Source organism: Corynebacterium sp. S5S1 (assembly GCF_001913985.1).
Lineage (GTDB): Bacteria > Actinomycetota > Actinomycetes > Mycobacteriales > Mycobacteriaceae > Corynebacterium > Corynebacterium marquesiae.
Map to the genome: position 1 here is coordinate 1 of NZ_MKXT01000009.1, position 20,292 is coordinate 20,292.

General features: G+C 56.3%; 15 protein-coding genes and 1 pseudogene. 8 read left to right on the top strand and 8 right to left on the bottom strand.

The genetic code is table 11. The annotated features are described in order from the left end of the window. Positions 1–114: 114 nt before the first annotated feature. The 4 genes from BKN05_RS04960 to BKN05_RS04975 form a co-directional block, all read right to left on the bottom strand. Positions 115–939, bottom strand: a complete 825-nt coding sequence (locus BKN05_RS04960; RefSeq protein ID WP_286688097.1) for a glycosyltransferase family 2 protein — start codon at positions 937–939, stop codon at positions 115–117. Continuing rightward, the gene (locus BKN05_RS04965; protein WP_286688098.1) at positions 936–1,748 is read right to left on the bottom strand and encodes a glycosyltransferase family 2 protein; all 813 of its coding nucleotides are present in this window, start codon (positions 1,746–1,748) and stop codon (positions 936–938) included. Before BKN05_RS04965 ends, BKN05_RS04960 begins: the two co-directional genes overlap by 4 nt. Next, a complete protein-coding gene (locus BKN05_RS04970; RefSeq protein ID WP_286688099.1) occupies positions 1,745–2,500 on the bottom strand; it encodes a glycosyltransferase in 756 nt (251 codons plus the stop codon). Before BKN05_RS04970 ends, BKN05_RS04965 begins: the two co-directional genes overlap by 4 nt. Before the next feature lie 256 nt (positions 2,501–2,756). After that, positions 2,757–4,925 (bottom strand): glycosyltransferase, encoded by a 2,169-nt coding sequence (locus BKN05_RS04975; RefSeq protein WP_286688100.1) that lies wholly within the window; start codon positions 4,923–4,925, stop codon positions 2,757–2,759. A gap of 260 nt (positions 4,926–5,185) precedes the next feature. Here BKN05_RS04975 and BKN05_RS04980 point away from each other — a divergent pair, with 260 nt between their 5' ends. Beyond that, positions 5,186–7,351, top strand: a complete 2,166-nt coding sequence (locus BKN05_RS04980) for a catalase (RefSeq protein WP_286688101.1) — start codon at positions 5,186–5,188, stop codon at positions 7,349–7,351. A gap of 385 nt (positions 7,352–7,736) precedes the next feature. Here the strand turns inward: BKN05_RS04980 and BKN05_RS04985 are convergent, their stop codons facing one another. Further along, positions 7,737–8,036 carry a hypothetical protein gene (locus tag BKN05_RS04985; protein WP_286688102.1) on the bottom strand — a complete coding sequence of 100 codons (300 nt, stop codon included), beginning with the start codon at positions 8,034–8,036 and terminating at the stop codon, positions 7,737–7,739. Between the two features lie 172 nt (positions 8,037–8,208). Between BKN05_RS04985 and BKN05_RS04990 the strand changes: the two genes are divergently transcribed. Both BKN05_RS04990 and BKN05_RS04995 read left to right on the top strand, forming a co-directional pair. Then, a complete protein-coding gene (locus BKN05_RS04990; RefSeq protein ID WP_286688103.1) occupies positions 8,209–8,898 on the top strand; it encodes an alpha-ketoglutarate-dependent dioxygenase AlkB family protein in 690 nt (229 codons plus the stop codon). Positions 8,899–8,936: 38 nt separating this feature from the next. Beyond that, positions 8,937–9,482: an NADPH-dependent FMN reductase gene (locus BKN05_RS04995; protein ID WP_286688104.1), complete on the top strand. Its 546-nt coding sequence runs from the start codon at positions 8,937–8,939 to the stop codon at positions 9,480–9,482. A 240-nt stretch (positions 9,483–9,722) separates the two neighbouring features. Here the strand turns inward: BKN05_RS04995 and BKN05_RS05000 are convergent. The 3 genes and pseudogenes from BKN05_RS05000 to betT form a co-directional block, all read right to left on the bottom strand. Beyond that, positions 9,723–11,019: pseudogene (locus BKN05_RS05000) on the bottom strand (IS3 family transposase). A 146-nt stretch (positions 11,020–11,165) separates the two neighbouring features. Beyond that, entirely contained in the window at positions 11,166–12,743 is a 1,578-nt protein-coding gene (locus BKN05_RS05005; RefSeq protein ID WP_286688105.1) for an aldehyde dehydrogenase family protein, read from the bottom strand. Between the two features lie 45 nt (positions 12,744–12,788). Then, the gene (betT, locus tag BKN05_RS05010) at positions 12,789–15,038 is read right to left on the bottom strand and encodes a choline BCCT transporter BetT (RefSeq protein WP_286688106.1); all 2,250 of its coding nucleotides are present in this window, start codon (positions 15,036–15,038) and stop codon (positions 12,789–12,791) included. Positions 15,039–15,371: 333 nt separating this feature from the next. Here betT and betA point away from each other — a divergent pair, with 333 nt between their 5' ends. From betA to BKN05_RS05035, 5 genes are all read left to right on the top strand, one after another. Then, positions 15,372–17,147, top strand: coding sequence for a choline dehydrogenase (gene betA / locus BKN05_RS05015; protein ID WP_239230915.1), 1,776 nt, complete (start codon positions 15,372–15,374; stop codon positions 17,145–17,147). A gap of 178 nt (positions 17,148–17,325) precedes the next feature. Beyond that, entirely contained in the window at positions 17,326–17,457 is a 132-nt protein-coding gene (locus BKN05_RS05020; protein ID WP_286688107.1) for a chemotaxis protein, read from the top strand. Positions 17,458–17,710: 253 nt separating this feature from the next. Next, positions 17,711–17,953: a hypothetical protein gene (locus BKN05_RS05025; RefSeq protein ID WP_396334665.1), complete on the top strand. Its 243-nt coding sequence runs from the start codon at positions 17,711–17,713 to the stop codon at positions 17,951–17,953. A gap of 81 nt (positions 17,954–18,034) precedes the next feature. Continuing rightward, positions 18,035–18,394 carry a Cd(II)/Pb(II)-sensing metalloregulatory transcriptional regulator CmtR gene (gene cmtR, locus BKN05_RS05030; RefSeq protein ID WP_049377085.1) on the top strand — a complete coding sequence of 120 codons (360 nt, stop codon included), beginning with the start codon at positions 18,035–18,037 and terminating at the stop codon, positions 18,392–18,394. Beyond that, complete coding sequence (locus BKN05_RS05035; protein ID WP_286688108.1) at positions 18,391–20,283, top strand: heavy metal translocating P-type ATPase; 1,893 nt, start codon at positions 18,391–18,393, stop codon at positions 20,281–20,283. The genes cmtR and BKN05_RS05035 overlap by 4 nt, the downstream gene beginning before the upstream one ends. Positions 20,284–20,292: the final 9 nt, after the last annotated feature.

Below are 20,292 nucleotides of genomic sequence, written 5' to 3' on the forward strand. Positions count from 1 at the left end.
GGGCCAATATATGCTTTTGGAGCATATATTTTCCGCAAACGCGGAGTTCAGAGCATGAAAATCAACGATTCCGGACACACATTTTGTCGCTTAACCCGTCTTTCATTTTGAGAGTTAGAACTCTACGACCTCGTCTTCAGAGTCCGTAGAGGTAAACACTGACGGGTATTGCTTGGTTGGCTTCTCCGCCTGGCTAGTGATAGGTAGGGCTAGCGAAAGGTTAGCGATAAATCCAGAAAATCCTCCGGGTGTTCGGTCAGATGCACGCGTTGAAGTATAAACAGGGCCATCCGATATCGAGACGGTACGAGCACCTCTGGCGGCGAGTTTTCTTACCATCTCTACGTCTTCTGATTCCTTGCGGGCAGGGAAACCATTTGCCAAGCTAAACACATTAGCGGAAAAGGATATATTAGCGCCGTGGATATGCCGATGCCCATTACGGTGGTTATAAAGGCGGTCATATTCTGCAACAAGTTGTGGAGAATGGTGAGACCCCCATTCTGGAACGACCGTTCCCAATACTATCTCAGCTAACCCAACCCACCGTAGATGCGCGATCATCCATTGCGGCGACACTTTTGAATCGGCATCTGTATTAAGTACCCACACCCGATTTGTCTCCAATATTCCGCTGTTTTCCGCCCCGATAAGTTGCAGACCAGTGAGTGTCCCCTTTGTACGAACCGCTCCTACGTTTCTGCAACGCACTTCAACGACGTGGGTTTTCACACTACCGGTACTACATGTTCGAGCACGTAATACTGTCGCATCGCTACAACTGTCAGCTACCACTACTAAGTGGACCTCTAAGCAGTAACCCATGTCTTTGGCTAAAGCTTGGGCTGCATGGCTTGCAACGTCAATGGACTGTATACAGTCGACAATCGTTTCTTCTTCTTGGTGGGCAGGAACCACAACAAGTGCGTAATACGTCATTTAATTGCCTCCCAACGATTTTCGCTGAACGTAATCAATCCCATCTCAGAAAACTGCTCTAACCAGCCACGCATAGGCCATTGACCCCATTTTTGATAGAACAAGTTTGCATTTTTAATGATGTCTTCAACGTGTTCCACCGGCGGCGAGGACACTGGATGCCATAAGTGGTAAACGCGAGCACTTCCCACCCACCACAGCGGGATATTATGTGCTCGTAATTGGTAGGCGAAGTCAGTATCTTCGCCCCCATACCCCGTAAAAATCTCGTCGAAACCGCCCCAACTTTCTAGACAACGCTTCAAAGTGTCACGCTCAACAGCGAAGTTCAGAGACCAGAATACTTCGTAGCCTTGACCGCTCGCCTGCTGTAGCTCGCCGACATCCGGGTTAGGTCGTGCAGGATGCGGCGCGTCGTATGAGCCAACATTGTGAGGTTTAGGTACGACGCCCTGGTGAAGATAGGTCACGGGACCAGAAAAAATACTTCCAGGAAACTGCTGACAAGCTTGCATATAGGCAGATAATAGGGTGGGGGCAGGAAGACAATCTGCGTCGAGAAAAATAATCGCTTCGCCGGGTTGAGCTTGCTCGATAGCCCAGCGTCCTGCAGCGTTTCTGGCAGCGGATAAATGTACCGGCAATTGTGGAAAGTGGGTAATGCTTTCTACTTGGGGAACATCAAACTGTTGGGGTCCCAGGGTAATAATTCCGTGCCTGAACGGGATCGTTCCCGCGTGAAGGAATAGATTCTGTCTAGCAACGCGCTCAGACCTGTCTGCTGAACACAAAGTAACCACTACGGTCATAGACGCACTCCCTTACCGGTTTGGTAGATAACGTGGGCTATCTTCTCTGCTGCGTGGGGGTTGACCCACTGCTCCCAGGCAGGGCTAGTGTCGGTGACACGTTCAAGCAGTCGAGGCCACTGGGAGAGCTCAGGCATTTCATCCAGGACGACTGCAAGATTCAAATTTGCTACAGAGGTTGCGGTAGCTGACTGCTCATCAAATGCTCTTGGTTGCGGAATCAAAATAGCCGGGACTTGCGCGGCGGCAATATCCGCTACTGAGTTTTGTCCCGCTGCACTGATGACGCAGGCGGCGCGTTGTAGATAGGGAAAGGGATTGTCGACCCTGTGTGATCCGCCTAGGGTGACAATCTTCCAATGTTTGCAATATTTTTCTACCTGCTGCCAGTACTGATCGTCCCATTGTGTACCGCCTTTGCCTTGGAGGACTACCACGAGATCAGATTGGCGTTCTGGCTGAGCTGCGGGTAGGCCCTTAGTACTAAAACGTGACAGGCCGCCCACTGCGGTGAACTTGTTAGTAAACGGAAGAAGACTTTTAGGCGCAGGTAAAGTCTCGGGCCAAGCGCCGACCAAAGCGGTGGCAATACGATATAGCTCTTGATGCGCGGGGTCCTGCCTTGTTCCCGGCATGACTATCGAGACCACGGGAATACCCATGAGCCGTACGAAAAGACTAACTTCGACTGATGTGTCAACGTAGAAAACATCGGGCTTTTCTTGGTCTATCCACCGTGCAATCAGTCCCATGCGCTCTCTCAGTCCCTCGTGCGCAATGGGAGCCCAGTGCCACTGCCCATTGGCAGTGACGTCTTGGTAAGTGCCGTATTCATCTGTATCTAACGGTAAAGAAATATCTGCTCCTTGAGCACTGCTAAAGATAGTGACGGAACTCGTAGGAAAGTGCGTTGTTAGTTCTTTAGCAATAGCCGCACATCGCCGGATATGACCGGAACCTTGATGGTGAGCATAGATGCCAACTGTCAAACCGTCTTGTCGCTGACTACTAACCAATCGTCTCCGCCTTATGGTATAGCTCTAAATAGTTGGAAAGAAGGGTTTCCGGACCAAAATGGGCCTTTACTGTTTTCGCGATGTGGTCCCTATCCATTTTTCGAGCACTATCAATCGCTTGTTGTAAACGCCTTACTTGCTCATCGAGCCTGCTACAGGCGGGTGCAACTGCAGATGAAAATTCGTCTCCCAAGCGGGAGTATATTTCTGCTATCCCACCTCTTCCTATCGCTGCTACCGGAGTACCGCAGGCCATGGCCTCAATAGTGACAAGACCAAATGGTTCTTCCCAACAAGGAGTAACAAGGCATACTTCATGGCGTGATACCTCCTCGGCTATTTCTTCCTGGGGCATAGCTTCTAGAACTGTGATATCAGTGTCTAGCTTCGGCTGAATTTCCTTTGAAAAATATTCTTCGTCGCCGATCCTGCCTATTACCGTCAAAGTAAGTCCGCTTGCACGCGCTGCCTCGATTGCTATGTGCAAGCCTTTTTCAGGGACGATTCTTCCAAACCACACAGCACCTGTCGGTACAGAAGCTGAACGTCGGGGAAACCATACAGCTGGATCAAAGCTGTTGGGCACAATATGTATGGGCTCAGGAGCGGTCCAAGTGCGGGCCACTGACTGCGATACCGCACTAAAAATTCCAGCCGGAGATTTGCCGCGACGTTTCGCAGCAGTGTCTATCCCTTGCTGTACTTCTATAAATCCGGGTGCGTGAAGTGTTGTCAGCATTGGCAAGCCTTTACCGAAATTAAAAAGACCAGGGTGAAGGCTATTATTGTGGATTACGTCAAGCTCTCCGGCTTGCGCCTGAGCATGTACGTGCTGAGCTAACTTACGAAAAGCAGCGTCTTCTTTTTCTCGCTCCCCCGGAGGGTAGGTGTGGTCCGTTTTCTCGCTTTCATAACCAGACCAATCCACCCCCGGGAAAACAACATCCCTACATTGATGCTCGCTTCCTTCCACGGCATAAAGATCCACGCGATTTCCAGCTTCTCTCAGTAAGCGAGCAAGCATTGAACAAAAGGCTTCTAGCCCGCCAGGATATGGCGGAGCGACGGGAAAACGCGACGGAGCTACTAAGGCAATTCGCTTAGCACGGACAGCATCGTAGATACGATAATGTGCGCTTTTTATGTCTTCACTTTGCCTTGCTCGATCACCCTGGTAGGTAAGATGTCCGGAACGTGATAGCTGAGCAAGCGCTTTAGCTGCTCCTTTCCCGTTACCAGACTCGTATTCCAGCACAGCATCTCTACTATCAGCCTGGTTTAGGTAACACCCACAGTCCGGCACCGCAATCGGGACTGACAGATCTCGACACATCTCTAACCAGCCTGAATGCGTCCCTTTTGTATAAGGGAGTAGAACGCAACTACACTGCGCTACCGTTGCAAAAAGTTCGTGGTCACTGAAAGGATCATGTTCAATAAGATCGATATTTTCCGCGCGTTGAAGAGCGTCGAAAAGAAAATCGTCCGGTCTTTCTCGATGTATGAAGACCTTAAACTTTTCTCCTTGTTGGGAAAGAAAATCAGCTATCTCCGTGTAAAAATCTACATTCCTGATTACATTCCCCCGCAGAGACTTTAAAAAGACTCCGACACCTTCTGACTGTGTCGAGGAGAAGTCTTGTGAAACGGGTGAATCTACGATAGCCGGATGCGGTAATATTTCAATGCTACTGGCGGGGTAGTCGAATAATTCATCGATGACGCTAGCGGCCTTCTTTGTCAGCGTTAGAACTTTAGCAGCAGCACGGAGAAGAATGCGGACCTTATCGTGATAAGGCCCTTGTTGGTCTAGATGGGGATTGTCAATATCGTGAACCGTATAAACAAGAGGAATTTTGCGTTCGCTAAGAGCCTCGACAAAGTCGCGACATTGTTCTTTAGTCAGATGCTCAAACCCGAAGTGGACGTGGACTACATCTATCGGCTTTCTTTTCCCGCTAGATACATCTTCGTCATATTTATCCCACCACTGTTTTTCTAAACTAGGGTGCGGCCACCACCGCTCTGGCTGCTCGGAGTCAATAACAGGATCGGGAATTAATTCTACGAAATCTTGAGAAATCGCCTTCGAAACATAAGGGTGTCCCGCGGGGATGGACAGCACCCTTATTAGAGCAGACCTCTTTCCCGCACTACTCACGTTTACTTTCACCTTAAAAGTCTCAGCTAAAACAATTTCCCTGAAAGTTATGTCTTACCTCACTCTAGTAAACCCTCTAACCGAAGGTTCCGCTAGCTTAAAACCCCCTCTTTCAGCCCCGCGGGGCACACGGCACGCTTTCCCTCATACACCCAACCAGCGGCCAGCTAGACTCTCTTAATTGTCAAGTTTCCTGCGCAAACCAAAAATTCGTTTTACCCTTAAGGTGCCCTTTTTTGTTTCACGTCTAGGAGCAGACAATGAGTCAAGATAAGTCGTCCCCATCCGCCTCTCCACAGGGAAATCATGTACCAGGCACCCCCGGCAGCCACACCCCACACGTAAACGAGCCCAACGAAGCTGCTGCACCACCCCAGCCACTCAACGCGCAAACGTCTCCAGAAACCTATTCACCGACTGGATGCCCCTTTAAAATCGGCGCCGACAACCAAGATCCACGTCGTCAACAGGGTGAGTATCTCACCACCGCTCAAGGAGCTCGGCTAAACGAAACTAATCATTCTCTGCGGGCAGGCGAGCGCGGTCCGCTGTTAATGCAAGATCACCACTTTCGCGAAAAGATAACTCATTTCGATCATGAAAGAATTCCGGAACGTGTAGTACACGCACGTGGTGCAGGCGCTCACGGCACGTTTGTCTCAAACGGCAAGGCTTCTAAAATATCGAAAGCCGGTGTATTCGCCGAAGGTAAAGAAACCCCCGTTTTCGTGCGTTTTTCTACCGTTCTGGGCTCCCGCGGCTCTGCTGATACCGTGCGCGATACACGCGGATGGGGAGTGAAATTCTATACCGAAGAAGGCGTATGGGACTTGGTCGGCAACAATATCCCTGTCTTTTTTATTCAAGATGGAATCAAATTCCCCGACGTTGTGCACGCCGGAAAGCCCCACCCGGATCGCGAGATCCCACAGGCACAAAGTGCGCACGATACTTTCTGGGATTTCGTCGGACTACACACTGAAGCTACCCACCATACGTTCTGGAATATGTCAGACCGTGGTATCCCTCAATCACTACGAACTATGGAAGGCTTCGGCATCCATACTTTCCGCATGATTAACGACGCCGGAGAAACTACTCTCGTAAAATTCCACTTCAAGCCACGCCTAGGAGTTCACTCCCAGGTGTGGGAAGAAGCCCAAATTACCGGTGGTGTAGATCCCGATTTCCACCGTCGAGATCTCGCCGACGCTATCGAGGCAGGCGCTTACCCGCAGTGGGACCTGGGTGTCCAGGTATTCCCAGATACCAAGGAAGAGATGTTTGAAGGCATCGATCTGCTCGACCCGACGAAGCTTGTTCCTGAAGAACTGGCCCCGGTAGAGGTTATCGGCACGCTTACACTCAATAAGAACCCAGGAAATTACTTTGAAGAGACCGAACAGGTCGCTTTCCACCCTGGTCATCTTGTTCCTGGTATCGACGTCACGAACGATCCGCTCTTGCAGGCACGACTATTTTCCTACCTCGACACGCAGATATCTCGTTTAGGCGGACCTAACTTTAGCCAGCTGCCTATCAATCGACCCCACTCGCCAGTCAATGACAACCTACGCGACGGCATGTACCAGCAGGCAGCGCATACTGGTATAGCTCCCTACAAACCAAATAGTCTTGACGCGGGAAACCCAACCGAAACGCCGATTGACAAGGGTGCATTCATAGATGTGCCTCGCCCGGTAGAAGGACACGTAACTCGACGGAGTCCGGCTTCATTCGAAGACCACTTCTCGCAAGCGCGCATGTTCTACCTGTCTTTGACAGAGACTGAGAAACAGCACCTTATTGAAGCTTTCTCCTTTGAACTTGGCAAGTGCTATGAAGAGGCCATTAAGCTGCGCTACCTCGATGTTCTCGCACACGTTGACCAAGAGCTGGCAGAAACTGTCGCTGATAATTTGGGCCTTCCGCATCCGGAGCAACAGGAAGTACCCGATGCCAGCTCTTCTCCCGCTCTGTCACAGTTGGGTAAGACGTGGCCCATTGATGGGCGCCGAGTTGCAATTCTTATTGATTCGGACCAGGAACTAGACGGAGTAGGGGAACTGCTTAACGACCTATTCAACGCGGGTGTTGTTCCTATGGTCGTCTCTACTAAGGGTGGAACCGTAACTGTTGACGGTACTGAAGTATCAGTTTCTCGAACCTACCTGACTGCTCGCTCCATAGAGTTTGATGCAGCAGTAGTTCTAGATCCCCCGCACAATTCTGAAGTATCCACGATGCTCGGTGAGTTTGAACGCCACAAGAAGGCTATTGTTCTCGCCGACAGCAATGCATCTTCGGCGCTTGAATACGCACGCGTTAAAGCCGAGCAACCAGGAATCGTTTCCGTTGATTCCCCACGCCAAGCAGCTGAACCGGTAAAGAAACTCCTCGCATCGCACCGAGTCTGGGAACGCTAAGACCGGGATACACACATTCCACGAGCTAGTTTTTCAGCGCCGCGCTAGTCGGAGGCTAATTGCGTCTCCGGCTAGCGCGCACTCATCTCTACCTCGATTCAATCTCTGATCGCTGGAGTTCTAAATCGAACCATCCCAGTGAATGTCTGAGTAGACTTCTGCCGAAAACAGTCAGGTTCTAGGTAGCGGTGAATCTGGCTATCGTATCAGGGGTTATTTCGGACCGTGCGGTATGGGGCGGCTCGCGGATAGCAGGTGGTGATCCTGCGGTCGTTTCCCTGCAGTAGGTGACCTCGTACTCCTTTAAACCTGTATCCATATTCGATTCAAAACGTGATACAAAGCCAGCACATCGCTCCATGTAGGTGGAACGAAATTCTCGCTATCAGTTTTGAACCACGTGTTTGAACCACGTGATACGGTCCGGCTCTTCAAAATCGAGGTTCTTAAGGATTGATTCACCAGCAATGTCGTAAGCCCATAGGTCGTGAACATTTTCATACTCAACCGAACATTTTTTAAAAGTTCCCTCGGGGTGGAGAATGGTTTCAAAGCCGACAAACGCCTTTCCATCAGGCGTTTCCTCTTCCAAAGCGAAGTATAGAAATTCATCTAACCATGCGGCAGCGCCATGAAATTTCGGCAACGATGCGGCGGATTCGCCCCTGAACCTATTTTCGCTCAAGGCCTCCTTAGTGAGGATTTCTGCCAAATAAGATGCAGCGGTGTGTAAATCGAAACGATGCTCTGCGGTTCTTTACATTTCCATCAATCTAAAGAGGGAATATTTCTAATTAACTAGCCCTCGAAAGTTGAACTGGTTTAATTCTAGAGGTTTAGGGGTTTAGGGTGAGGTCATGCTTTTTGATTCGCTGCCGCGGCCGAGTGTGCGTGTGGCCCCGGGGGTGGGGCATGTGCCGGGATGGGTGGGCGTCGATAAGCAGAGGGCCTTGGTGGAGGAAATGCGCGGCATTGCGCGCGAGTATGCGGCGACGCCGATGGCGATGGTGCGCCCGCGGCTGAAGTCCGGTGGACAGATGAGCGTATTTCAGCTGCATCTGGGCAGGTATTGGCATTATCCAAGCTATCGCTATGTGGATAATATGGACGGCACGCGGGTTCCGCCGGTGCCGGAGAGCCTGCGGCAGATTGCGCCGGGGGCACTGCGCGCCGCGGCCGAGGTAGCACCCGAGCTGGAGCCGTGGGTGGAGACCTTTGTGCCGGAGATGGCACTCGTGAATTACTACCCGCCGGGATCGGCGATGGGCATGCACGTGGATGATTCCGAGGAATCGCCGGCTCCGGTGATTTCGCTGTCCATTGGGGATGAGGCCCTCTTCCGTATGGGCCACACCGAGGCGCGCACGCGGCCGTGGGACGATATCACGCTATGTAGTGGTGATTTGGTGGTCTTTGGTGGGCCAAAGCGCTTTGCTTACCACGGGGTAGTGCGCGTCAACGATGGCACGTTGCCGGAGGGGTGCGGGCTTGCAGAGGGACGTATCAACATCACTATCAGACAAGTTTCGGCACGGGCGGTAGGCTAGAGGTGTTACATAAAGCTTGAAGGAAAGAAGGTTCTCTCATGTCTCGCATTGGCATCATCATCGGCAGCACCCGCGATAAGGCCGCCGGCAAGGAAGTGGGCGAGTGGCTTTATGATCTGGCCCAGGGCCGTAAGGATGGCGTGGAGTACACCCTGCTGAACCTCAAGGAATTCGATATTCCGGTCCTGACCACCGAGGTTGTTCCCGCTGCTGCTAATAAGCAGTACGCGGATGAGAAGGTTCAGGCATGGTCCGATGTGGTTGATGCCTGCGAAGGCTTCGTCTTTGTCACCCCGGAGTACAACCGCTCCGTGCCGGGCCCGTTCAAGAATGCCTTCGACTGCCTGGCCGCAGAGTGGGCCGGCAAGCCGGTAGCGTTTGCAGGCTATGGCCCGGGCGGGGCAGTCCGCGGTGTGGAAGCATGGCGCTCCATCGTGGTGAACTTCGCCATGCCGCAGCTGCGCAACCAGCTGGAGTTTGGCTTCTTCACCGACTGGGCCGACGGCGAGTTCCGCCCCGCAGATTTCAAGGTGGAGCGCACCAATTCCTTGCTGGCTGAGCTGGAAGACGCCCTTTCCGCGTAGTCAGTCCGCGTCGGCGCCTAAGGCGTGGCGCTGCGTGCGAAACGAGCACGTTTCGGGGATTTCCTGCCGTGGAATCGCCGCTATGTGCTTGTTATGCATCAGGGAACTACACAGCGGCCACGTTGTGGCCCGCTTGGTAGGTGAACGAGGCCAATAACGTGGCCGCACGTTGGCCTCATACAGAAGATTCAGCCCCCGCGCTCATCTGAACTGGCCCCTGAAAGTTGGACTGGTTTAATTCTAGGCGGTTAGGGCTTCAAGGGTCTGATTTCGATATTGCATCGGGGTCAGACCCTTGAGTCGTTGTTGGATGCGTTCGGTGTTGTACCACTGGATGTACTCGTCGATGGCCTGGTTGAACTCTGCGACGGTGTCGAAGACTTCTCCGTGGTACATCTCGGTTTTCAAGTGCCCGAAGAAATTCTCCATGACCGCGTTGTCGTAACAGTTGGCTTTACGCGACATCGACTGAACACCACCGTTGTCATGAATCAGGTTGCGCCAGGACGAATGCTGGTACTGGAAACCTTGATCGGTATGCATCATCCACCCAGGCTCAGGCGTACACGTTTTAATCGTCTTAGTTAAAGAATCAGCGGTAAACGCTGTCGACGGCGATGTAGCCACGGAGTGGGCAACGATTGAACGGTCGAACAGATCCATCACCGGTGACAGGTAGACCTTGCGGCCTGCAACCCTGAACTCGGTGACGTCGCTGACAAAGACGGTATTTGGCTTATCTGGGGTGAACTTGCGGTCAAGTGTGTTGTCGGCAATGTGGCTTGTCGTCCCGTTATAAGAAACATATGGCCTGCGCCGGCGGACCTTGGCTCGAAGCCCCATTTCGCTCATGAGTTTGTAGACGAGCTTGTGGTTGACCACCCACCCCTGGTTGCGCAGGTCAAGTAGCACTCGTCGGTAGCCGTAGCGATGCTTGTTACGCTCGAAGCTTTCTAAGATCGCGTCTTTGAGCGCAGCGTGCTTATCCGGCTCGCGCAGTCGTTTCGGGTGATAGAAGAACGTTGATCTCGGCATGCCTGCCGCATCCAAAAGGTATTGCAGACGATGCCGTGACTTGAGGATGACAATCGCCTGAACCTTCAGGCGTGTCCCTGATTCCTCAAGTCCCGCAATTTTTTTAGATATGCGTTTTCCGCTTCCAACCGCGCGATCTGGCGACGCAGCTTCGCTTCCTCCGACAGCGGCTTCGGCGTGACCGAGCCCTTGGGCCTGCCCTTCGGCTTCGGTTTTAGTGCCTCATCGCCACCATTACGCCATTTCCTCGACCATCCGCTGACCAGATTCTCTGATGACAGGCCAAACTCCCGCGCAAGATTCATCGCTGTCTCACCAGAAAGGTGGCGTTGGACAACTTCCTTCTTGATTTCGAACGAATACTGCTGCTTAGTCGGTTTTTCCACAAGACATAGTCTGCCATGCAGTTTAAACCGACGACAGAGCATACGGGCGGCGTATTTGGAGACACCAAGAGCAGTAGCAGCGGCACGATAGCCCATGCCTTGCTCAAATAGTTCAACCAACTGCTCCCGCTGATGCTCACTCACCAAACTTCGGGCTCTCAATGAAAACTACTCCCCACTAATCGGAAACTAATTTCTCAGTCCAACTAATGGGGAGCAGTTCAGTGGGCAGCGGGGGCTGAATGCTAGGTGGCCGGCTTAGTTACTGCAGTCCGAACTGATCCCAAGCGGCAGGGGAGAGGTTCTGGTACACGTGCTTGTGCTCCTGGTACTCAGCCAAGCCGGTGGGGCCAAGCTCGCGGCCGTTGCCAGACTGCTTGAAGCCGCCCCACTCTGCCTGCGGCAGGTATGGGTGGAAATCGTTGATCCAGATGGTGCCGTGGCGCAGGGCGCGGGCTACGCGCTCGGCGCGGCCGGCGTCGGAAGTGTAAACGGCGCCAGCGAGGCCGTACTCGGTGTCGTTGGCGATCTCGATGGCCTCCTCCTCGGTGGTGAAGGTCTCGATAGTCACGGTCGGGCCGAAGGCCTCGTCGTGCACGCAATCCATCTCGCGGGTAGCGCCATCGATAATGGTCGGCAGGTAGTACACACCAGCACCCAGGTCGGTGGTGCCGGTGCCGTGCTGGCCATTGGTGTCCTCGCTGGTAGCCGCGCGGCCACCGGTGAGGATCTTGGCGCCCTGCTCGCGAGCCTTGTCAACGTAGGCAGCGACCTTCTCGCGATGCTCGGCGGAGATGAGCGGGCCGGTCTCGGCCTTCTCATCGGTCGGGCCGCCGATCTTGATCTTATTGGCGCGCTCTACCAGAGCGTCGACGAACTTATCGTGCAGGGACTCTTCCACGACGATGCGGGATCCTGCGGAGCAGACCTGGCCGGAGTGGAAGAAGGCGCCATTGAGGGCGTTGTCCACGGCGACGTCGAAGTCGGCATCGGCGAAGATGACGTTCGGGTTCTTGCCACCGAGCTCGAGTGCGGTGCGCTTGACGGTCTCAGCCGCATTCTTGGCAATGATCTTGCCGGTGACCAGGCCACCGGTGAAGGAGACCATGTCCACATCCGGGTGCTGGGACAGCGGGTTGCCGCAGTTAGCACCGGCGCCGGTGATGAGGTTGCCTACGCCGTCTGGCAGGCCGCATTCCTTGAGGGCGGCCATGAGCAGCATCGCGGTGTGCGGGGTGAGTTCCGCCTGCTTGAGGACGAAGGTATTGCCGGCTGCCAGGGCCGGGCCCACCTTCCAGGAGACCTGCAGCAGCGGGTAGTTCCACGGGGTAATCAGTCCGCAGACGCCAACGGGCTCGGCGTCGATGCGCGAGCGCAAGTTGGGATCCTGCGGGTCGACTACGCGGCCGGCCTGGTGCTGGGCCAGGGTGCCGAAGTACTCGAAGGCGTTGGCGATGTCATCCATATCGCCCAGGGATTCCTCGTAGCGCTTGCCGGTATCGGCGGATTCGGCCTGTGCGAAAAGTTCCTTGTGCTCGCGGATGAAATCGGCCACGCGGATGACGATCTTGCCGCGTTCGGCGGACGGGGTATTGGCCCACTCGCCGTTGTCGAAGGTTTCACGGGCAACCTTGATGGCGCGCTCGGTGTCCTCGTCGGAGGCCTCGGAAACCAGGCCCACGGTGGAGCCATCGGCCGGGCAGATGATGGTGCGGGTCTCGCCGCTCTGGGCGGCTTCCCACTTACCGTTGATGAACAGGGACTTTGGGGCGCCGTCGGCATGCACGCCCTTCAGCAGATCGGTCTGGGTGGGGTCGAACAAAGTGTTCTGGGTGCTCAAGTGAAAAGCAACCTTTCTCTCATAGAGGTAGTTGTACTGGCCAGCTTAGCTATCTTCGCGCCAAGTGCGCTCGGGCTCGGCGCCATCGGAGACATCGGAATCGCCCGGCTGGGTCTGCTGCATGTAGAGGAAGGCCAGGTGGCGCTCGTAGAGATCCAGCACGTTATTGATGATCTGGTTCTCGGAATAGCCGTAGACGTCATAGCCCAGCGAACCGGTCATATCGTAGACCTCGAGGCGGTAGTACTCGTCGCCCTCGCCCGTGCTGAAGTCGGGGCGCTCGGCCGCGACCGGGAAGAGCTGGTAGCGGAACATGCGCTCATTGTGCAGCTTAACTTCGAGGTCGAGCTGCGGAAGTTCGACGTCGGGAAGCTCGCTGGTGAGCAAGAGGGCATCGTAGCCGCGGCTGCGCATGTGCGTTGCCACCTGCTCGAGGGCGTAGGTAGCGGTTTCGCGCAGGTAGGTATCCATCTCCTGCTTGGAAGGGAAGGTATTGGCGCGGTCCAGGCGATTCTTCCAGAGGTTGGAATCCGAAGGCTCGCGCTCGGTACGGGAAGAAATCACGCCGTGCATAGCGGTGGTGCGGGCTTCACGCTGGACGTTTTCTAGGCGCAGGGACTTCCACAGGGAGAACATGATGAGGTAGACCACGAACGCGAAGGGCAGGCCCATCACGACGGTCGCGGATTGCACGGTGGCGATGCCGTCGATCTGCAGCAGTGCCAGGGTCAGTGCGCCCACGGTGATGGACCAGAAGATGCGCAGCCAGCGCGCGCCATCCTGGCGGTTATCGGTAATGCGGGAGGTGAAGTTGGACATCACCAGCGCGCCGGAGTCGGCCGAGGTGATGTAGAGCAGCAGGCCGATGAAGGTGGTCAAGAAGATGACGATGCCAGAGCCTGGGAACTCGTGCAGCATGTCGTAGAAGCCCTGCTCTGGTACGTTAATCGCGTTTTCGGCGAATTCTGGGTAGTCACCCGAGCGGACCATGTCCAAGGCGGTATTACCGAAGAAGGACATCCACATCAGGATGAACAGGAACGGGAAGGTCAGGGTGCCAAAGATGAACTGGCGCAGGGTGCGGCCGCGGGAGATGCGGGCCAGGAAGAGGCCGACGAAGGTAGCCCAGGCAATCCACCATGCCCAGAAGAAGAGGGTCCAGGACTGCATCCAGGTATCCACGTTGGCTTGGTCATCGGCAAAGGCGAAGGTTTCCATGGTCCAAGATGGGAACTTTGAGACATAGTCACCGATATTGGTCACGATGGCATCGAAGAGGTAGGCGGTCTTGCCAAAGACCACGACGTAGATCATCAGCGCAATGGCCAGGTAGACGTTCAGCTCGGAGAGGAAGCGAATGCCCTTATCGACGCCGGATACGGCCGACAACGTTGCAATGGCCACGGCGATGATAATGAGGGCGGACTGCAGTCCAAGGCCCTGCTCGATGCCGAAGATGAGGTGGAAGCCGTAGGACAGCTGTACCACACCGATACCCAGGGAGGCGGTCACACCAAAGACGGTGCCCAGCATGGCAGCGATGTCCACCGCGGAGCCGATGGGGCCGTGTACGCGCTTGCCGATGAGCGGGTAGAGCGCGGAGCGGATAGCTAGCGGCATATTGAGGCGGTAGGCAAAATAACCGAAGGCCATGCCCATCAGGGCGTAAAGAGCCCAGCCGGTCAGGCCATAGTGGAACATGGCGTAGACCACGGCTTCCTTGGCGGCCTCCATGGTTTCGCCGTCACCGACCGGTGGTTGCATGTACATGGTGACCGGCTCGGCCACGGCGAAGAACATGAGGTCCACGCCGATGCCGGCGGCAAAGAGCATGGATGCCCAGGAGAAAGCATTGAATTTCGGCCGCGAGTGGTCCGGTCCGAGGCGGATATTGCCGGCATTGGAAAAGGCAATATAGAGCACGAAGGCCACGGCGATGGTGGCGGTGAGGACATAGAACCAGCCGAGGTTGGTGCCGATCCAGCCGGTGACGCTGGCGAGGGTCTCTGCCGCGGAATCGCGGCCGAGCCCGGCATAGAGCGCCATGGCAATAATGAGGACGCCGGAGATGATAAATACCGGCCAGTTTGTTTTGGGAGCAGGGACCTGATCCGCGCCTACGGCATCGCCGGTTTCAGCCTTGTAGCTGCCGACGAGGGCACGAACTTGGTAGCGCGGGCTGCGCTTCTTGGGCTCTCCAGATGGGGTTGCGAGAGAGGTGTTTTTACCCCCTTGTTGGGGGTCTTTACTTGAAGTGTGCGACTCCTCAGGATCGTGAGGGTCAAAGTTAGCCATCTACTTCTCCTATTGTTGGTTGGTTTGGGCCGAATCTTTCGCACGGGTGCCCCAAAATGCTCACAAGATCGCAGGGAGAGATAGGTGAGTGAAATGAATCATATTCGGGCGAACTATGCGCAAAGACTTCGGATTTCATCTCCAGAGACATCCATCCGGACAAGGTAAATATACATTAAGATGGGCAAACTTCTAGAGGGATGTGTACTCTGGAGGTAGTGCCCGCACATAAGACGATGTGAATAAATACAGACTTTTGTATAAATTACAATATTTTCACTTCCGGTGGGGCAATCTTGACGTGTGAAATATTTCACAGAAAGAAGGGGATTTATGGGTTTTATGGACAAGCTGACCAAGAAGCGTTCCGCTAAAAAGGTCACCGATGAAGTAAGCGACGTAGTCGTCGTTGGCGGTGGCTCCGCAGGCTCCGTCATCGCCGCACGCCTGACCGAAGACAAAAACACCCGCGTGCTGGTCCTTGAGGCTGGCCGCCCAGATTCCCTGTGGGATCTGTTCATTCACATGCCATCCGGTTTCTCTTTCCCAATCGGTGCAAAGAACTATGACTGGATGTACGAGTCCGATCCGGAGCCGGAGATGAACGGCCGCCGCGTTTACCATGCCCGCGGCAAGGTTCTCGGCGGATCTTCTTCCATCAACGGCATGATCTACCAGCGCGGTAACCCGATGGACTATGAGAAGTGGGGCCAGAACCCGGGCATGGAGAACTGGGACTTTGCCCACTGCTTGCCGTACTTCAACCGCATGGAAACCGCCGCTGCGGCCGAGCCGAACGATCCGCGCCGTGGCCACGATGGCCCGCTCTACCTCTCCCGCGGTCCGGCTACCTCCGAGCTCTTCCAGGCCCTGTTCAAGTCTGTGCAGGAAGCTGGCTACAACCTGACCAATGACGTCAACGGTTACCGCCAGGAAGGCTTCGCTCCGTTCGACCGCAATATTAAGAACGGCAAGCGCTGGTCTGCTGCCCGTGCCTACCTCTACCCCAATATGGATCGCGAGAACCTCGAGATCCGCACCCGCGCTTTCACCACCAAGATCCTCTTCGAGGGCCAGAAGGCCGTCGGCGTCGAGTACGAGTGGCAGGGCGGTGTTCACCGCGTCTATGCCGAGAAGATCGTGCTGTCCGCCGGTGCCATCAACACCCCGCAGCTGCTGGAAATCTCCGGCATTGGTGACCGTGAGATTCTGGAAAAGCACGGCATCGACGTCGTCAAGCACCTGCCAGGTGTGGGCGAGAACCTGCAGGACCACCTCGAGGTCTACATCCAGTATGAGACCACCAAGTCCACCGCGTCCTCCCAGCCTTACCTGGATAAGTGGCGCTGGCCGTTCATGGGCCTGCAGTGGCTGCTGACCCACAAGGGCCCGGTTGCTACCTCCCACTTTGAGGGCGGTGGCTTCGTGCGCTCCAATGAGAACGAGGACTACCCGAACCTCATGTTCCACTTCTTGCCGATGGCCGTGCGTTACGACGGCCAGAAGGCGGACGTCAAGCACGGCTTCCAGTGGCACGTGGGCCCAATGTTCTCCGATACCAAGGGCCACGTTCACATCAAGAGCGCCGATATCCACGACAAGCCGTCCATCCTCTTCAACTACCTGAAGACCGACCAGGACCGCCGCGAGTGGGTTGAGGCCGTACGCGTTGCCCGCTCCCTGCTGGATACCAAGGCCATGGAAGAGGTCGGCGCCCGCGAGTTCAGCCCGGGCGTGGATGTACAGACCGACGAGGAAATCCTGGAATGGGTCCGCAACGATGGCGAGACCGCGCTGCACCCATCGTGCACCGCCAAGATGGGCGCGGAGTCCGATCCTATGGCCGTGGTTAACCCAGACACCATGGGTGTATGGGGCGTCGAAGGCCTCTACATTGCGGATGCCTCCGTCTTCCCGTCCGTGACCAACGGCAATATCTACGCCCCAACCATGATGGTGGGCGAGAAGGCTGCCGACCTCATCGCCGGCCGTACCCCGCTCGAGCCGAACCACGCTGAGTGGTACAAGGCCAAGCAGGATATGCCGCTCTACGCTGAGGGCGAAGCAGTCCGCGATCACAAGCACTCCATCCAGGGCGCTGACCACTAAGCACCCTCCCGCCGGATGGGCTGTAGCGCCGCGTTCCCTTTTCCTGGGGGCGCGGCGCTTTTGCTTGCCGACGTCCCCCTTTCCCACCGCGTACCCCTCCGCCTGACCAGAACCATGATTTAATCGCCTCGCAAGGAACCCGGTCCACTGTAATGGGGCGCCAGAGTAAAGGAAGGCATTGATACTCAGCATTATCGCTTTAGTCATTAGTATCGTTTTCGCCGTTGCCGTTATTAAAAAGCTCGATGACATCGATGCGCACTTAAAGGAGCTACTCGCCTCGCGCGAAGATGGCGAAACACCGCGTTAATCGTGCGGGTGGCTAAGGAGACGGTGAACGAATTTCGAATAAACCAACTGCAAAAGGCCCATACCGACCGTGAAATGGAATTTTCCTGCGATGTAGCTTGAAGGCTATGGTTTCGTAGACCAAAGTGGTTTCCAAGCAGCAGTTCCAGTACTTCGTACGCGGGGTAGCCAACACTGCCGACTTCAAGGAAGTATCATTCCCGGATACCAGCGAAAAGAGTTAGTCATTTGGCTATTAGAAAGCTTCGCTACGTGTGGTTCGACCCGTACGCAATGTCCGTGAGTGTCTAGCTCTTGATGGAGAACCTGGTGTCAGTGTCGCTGGCCGCACCTACGCCGCCGTCATGTCCGCCGACACCCTGTTCATCACCATCCCCACAGGGGTGGGTGTGGACATCCACGTGAAGATTCTGGAGAACTTCGCCGCCCACGTCGCCTCCGCGTTGAGTTGGCAGCCGAACCGTGAAGGACCAGTCATCGGCTATCCCATCGACTAATTCTTGCAGGTCGCAGGACTTTCGCGTGACTGTTAGTTCAGCCCCTTTACATAGTTCATCGCACACTGTATAGTTCAGCACATGCTGACTATTGCTTCGCGCCTCGACGTCATGAACCGGCTCGGCCGGGCCATGGCTGATCCGACGCGCTCCCGAATCCTGCTAACCCTACTAGACGGTCCGAGCTACCCGGCCGTGCTCGCGCAAAGCTTGGATCTGACCCGCTCGAACGTCTCGAATCACCTATCCTGCCTGCGCGATTGTGGCATTGTCGTAGCTGAGCCGGAGGGCCGCAAGACCCGCTACGAAATCGCCGATCCCCACCTCGCGGCAGCGCTCGAAGCGCTGGTCCACGCGACGCTGGCCGTCGACGAGAATGCCCCCTGTATCGACACTGAGTGCTCGGTGCCCGACTGCGGCGAGAAAGGAACGAACGCATGAGTTCAGCATGTGGATGCGAACACGAACCCGCCACGGAGATTGACGAGCTCGATCGGCCATGGTGGAAGGACCCTGAGCTACTGCTGCCGATCTTTTCCGGCGTAGCCCTCATAACAGGGCTGGCGCTGGACTGGTCCGACTTGGAGACGCCCGCGACGGTACTGTATTGGGTTGGGCTGCTGTTGGGCGCTTACACGTTCGCGCCTGGAGCGATCCGGAACCTTGTCACGAAGCGCAAGCTCGGCATTGGCTTGCTAATGACGATCAGCGCGGTCGGTGCGGTGATCCTCGGATTCGTCGGAGAGGCCGCGGCGCTAGCGTTCCTGTATTCGATCGCCGAGGCGCTGGAAGACAAGGCGATGGACCGGGCCCAAGGCGGACTGCGGGCGCTGTTGAAGCTGGTACCGCAGACCGCGACGGTGCTGCGCGACGGCACAGCGGCCGAGGTCGAAGCGAAGGACCTCGAGGTTGGCGAGCTAATGCTCGTGCGCCCCGGGGAGCGGATCGCCACGGACGGCATCATTCGATCCGGGCGCTCCAGCCTTGACACCTCAGCGATCACCGGAGAATCCATTCCGGAGGAGGTTGCGCCCGGCGACGAAGTGCCTGCGGGAGCGATCAACTCCGCCGGGGTGCTGGAGGTCGAGACGACCGCAGCTGGAACGGACAACTCGCTGACCACACTCGTGGACCTAGTCGAGCAAGCGCAGGCGGAAAAGGGCGACCGCGCCCGGATCGCCGACCGGATTGCCCAACCCCTAGTGCCCGGGGTGATGATCCTGGCGGTGCTGGTCGGCGTTATCGGCTCGCTGCTGGGCGACCCTGAGACGTGGATCACCCGTGCGCTGGTAGTCCTGGTCGCAGCGTCGCCGTGCGCGCTGGCAATCTCCGTGCCGCTGACGGTCGTGGCCGCGATCGGCGCGGCCAGCCAGTTCGGAGTGGTCATCAAGTCCGGCGCGGCGTTCGAGCGACTCGGCGGCATCCGTAACCTGGCAGTGGACAAAACCGGAACCCTTACCCGCAACCAGCCTGAGGTTACCGGAGTGGTCCCGGTAGACGGATTCGATCGGACGCAGGTGCTTTCCTTCGCGGCAGCAGTTGAGCAGCAATCGACACACCCCCTCGCCGCAGCGATCGCGGCAGCGGGGCCCGAAGCGCCCACCGCCTCGGACATCAGCGAGGAAGCTGGGCATGGCATCGGCGGCACCGTCGAAGGCCGACGGGTGCTGGTGGGCAGCCCCCGATGGATCGACGCCGGGCCACTGAAAGCGGACGTTGAGCGCATGGAGTCCGAGGGCCAGACCTGCGTCCTAGTGACCGTCGATGACGCTCTCGCCGGGGCGATCGGGGTCCGCGACGAGTTGCGGCCCGAGGTGCCCGAAGCCGTGCGGGCCCTGCACGCCAACGACGTGGAAGTAAGCATGCTCACCGGCGACAACACTCGCACCGCCCGGGCGCTGGCTGGAATCGCCGGAATCGACGACGTGCGCGCCGAGCTGCGCCCTGAGGACAAGGCAAGCATCGTCGCCGAATTCTCCTCCAAGACGCCGACGGCGATGATCGGCGACGGCATCAACGACGCGCCGGCACTGGCGGGTGCGACGGTGGGCATAGCGATGGGAGCGACCGGCTCTGACGCCGCGATCGAGTCCGCTGACGTCGCCTTCACCGGCCATGACCTCCGGCTAATCCCGAAGGCGCTGCAGCACGCCCGCCGAGGAAGCCGGATCATCAACCAGAACATCGTGCTGTCTCTGGCCATCATCATCGTGTTGATGCCACTGGCGATCAGCGGCGTGCTGGGTCTGGCTGCCGTCGTGTTGGTTCACGAGGTCGCCGAAGTGATCGTGATCTTGAACGGGCTGCGGGCTGCGCAAGCGAAGCGCTGAGGCTGTGAC

What these genes read in the sequence shown, in the direction of transcription:
- BKN05_RS04960 (WP_286688097.1), bottom strand. Translation starts at nt 939, where the DNA reads ATGACGTATTACGCACTTGTTGTGGTTCCTGCCCACCAAGAAGAAGAA.
- BKN05_RS04965 (WP_286688098.1), bottom strand. Translation starts at nt 1,748, where the DNA reads ATGACCGTAGTGGTTACTTTGTGTTCAGCAGACAGGTCTGAGCGCGTT.
- BKN05_RS04970 (WP_286688099.1), bottom strand. Translation starts at nt 2,500, where the DNA reads ATGGGACTGATTGCACGGTGGATAGACCAAGAAAAGCCCGATGTTTTC.
- BKN05_RS04980 (WP_286688101.1), top strand. Translation starts at nt 5,186, where the DNA reads ATGAGTCAAGATAAGTCGTCCCCATCCGCCTCTCCACAGGGAAATCAT.
- BKN05_RS04990 (WP_286688103.1), top strand. Translation starts at nt 8,209, where the DNA reads ATGCTTTTTGATTCGCTGCCGCGGCCGAGTGTGCGTGTGGCCCCGGGG.
- BKN05_RS04995 (WP_286688104.1), top strand. Translation starts at nt 8,937, where the DNA reads ATGTCTCGCATTGGCATCATCATCGGCAGCACCCGCGATAAGGCCGCC.
- betT (WP_286688106.1), bottom strand. Translation starts at nt 15,038, where the DNA reads ATGGCTAACTTTGACCCTCACGATCCTGAGGAGTCGCACACTTCAAGT.
- betA (WP_239230915.1), top strand. Translation starts at nt 15,372, where the DNA reads ATGGGTTTTATGGACAAGCTGACCAAGAAGCGTTCCGCTAAAAAGGTC.
- cmtR (WP_049377085.1), top strand. Translation starts at nt 18,035, where the DNA reads ATGCTGACTATTGCTTCGCGCCTCGACGTCATGAACCGGCTCGGCCGG.
- BKN05_RS05035 (WP_286688108.1), top strand. Translation starts at nt 18,391, where the DNA reads ATGAGTTCAGCATGTGGATGCGAACACGAACCCGCCACGGAGATTGAC.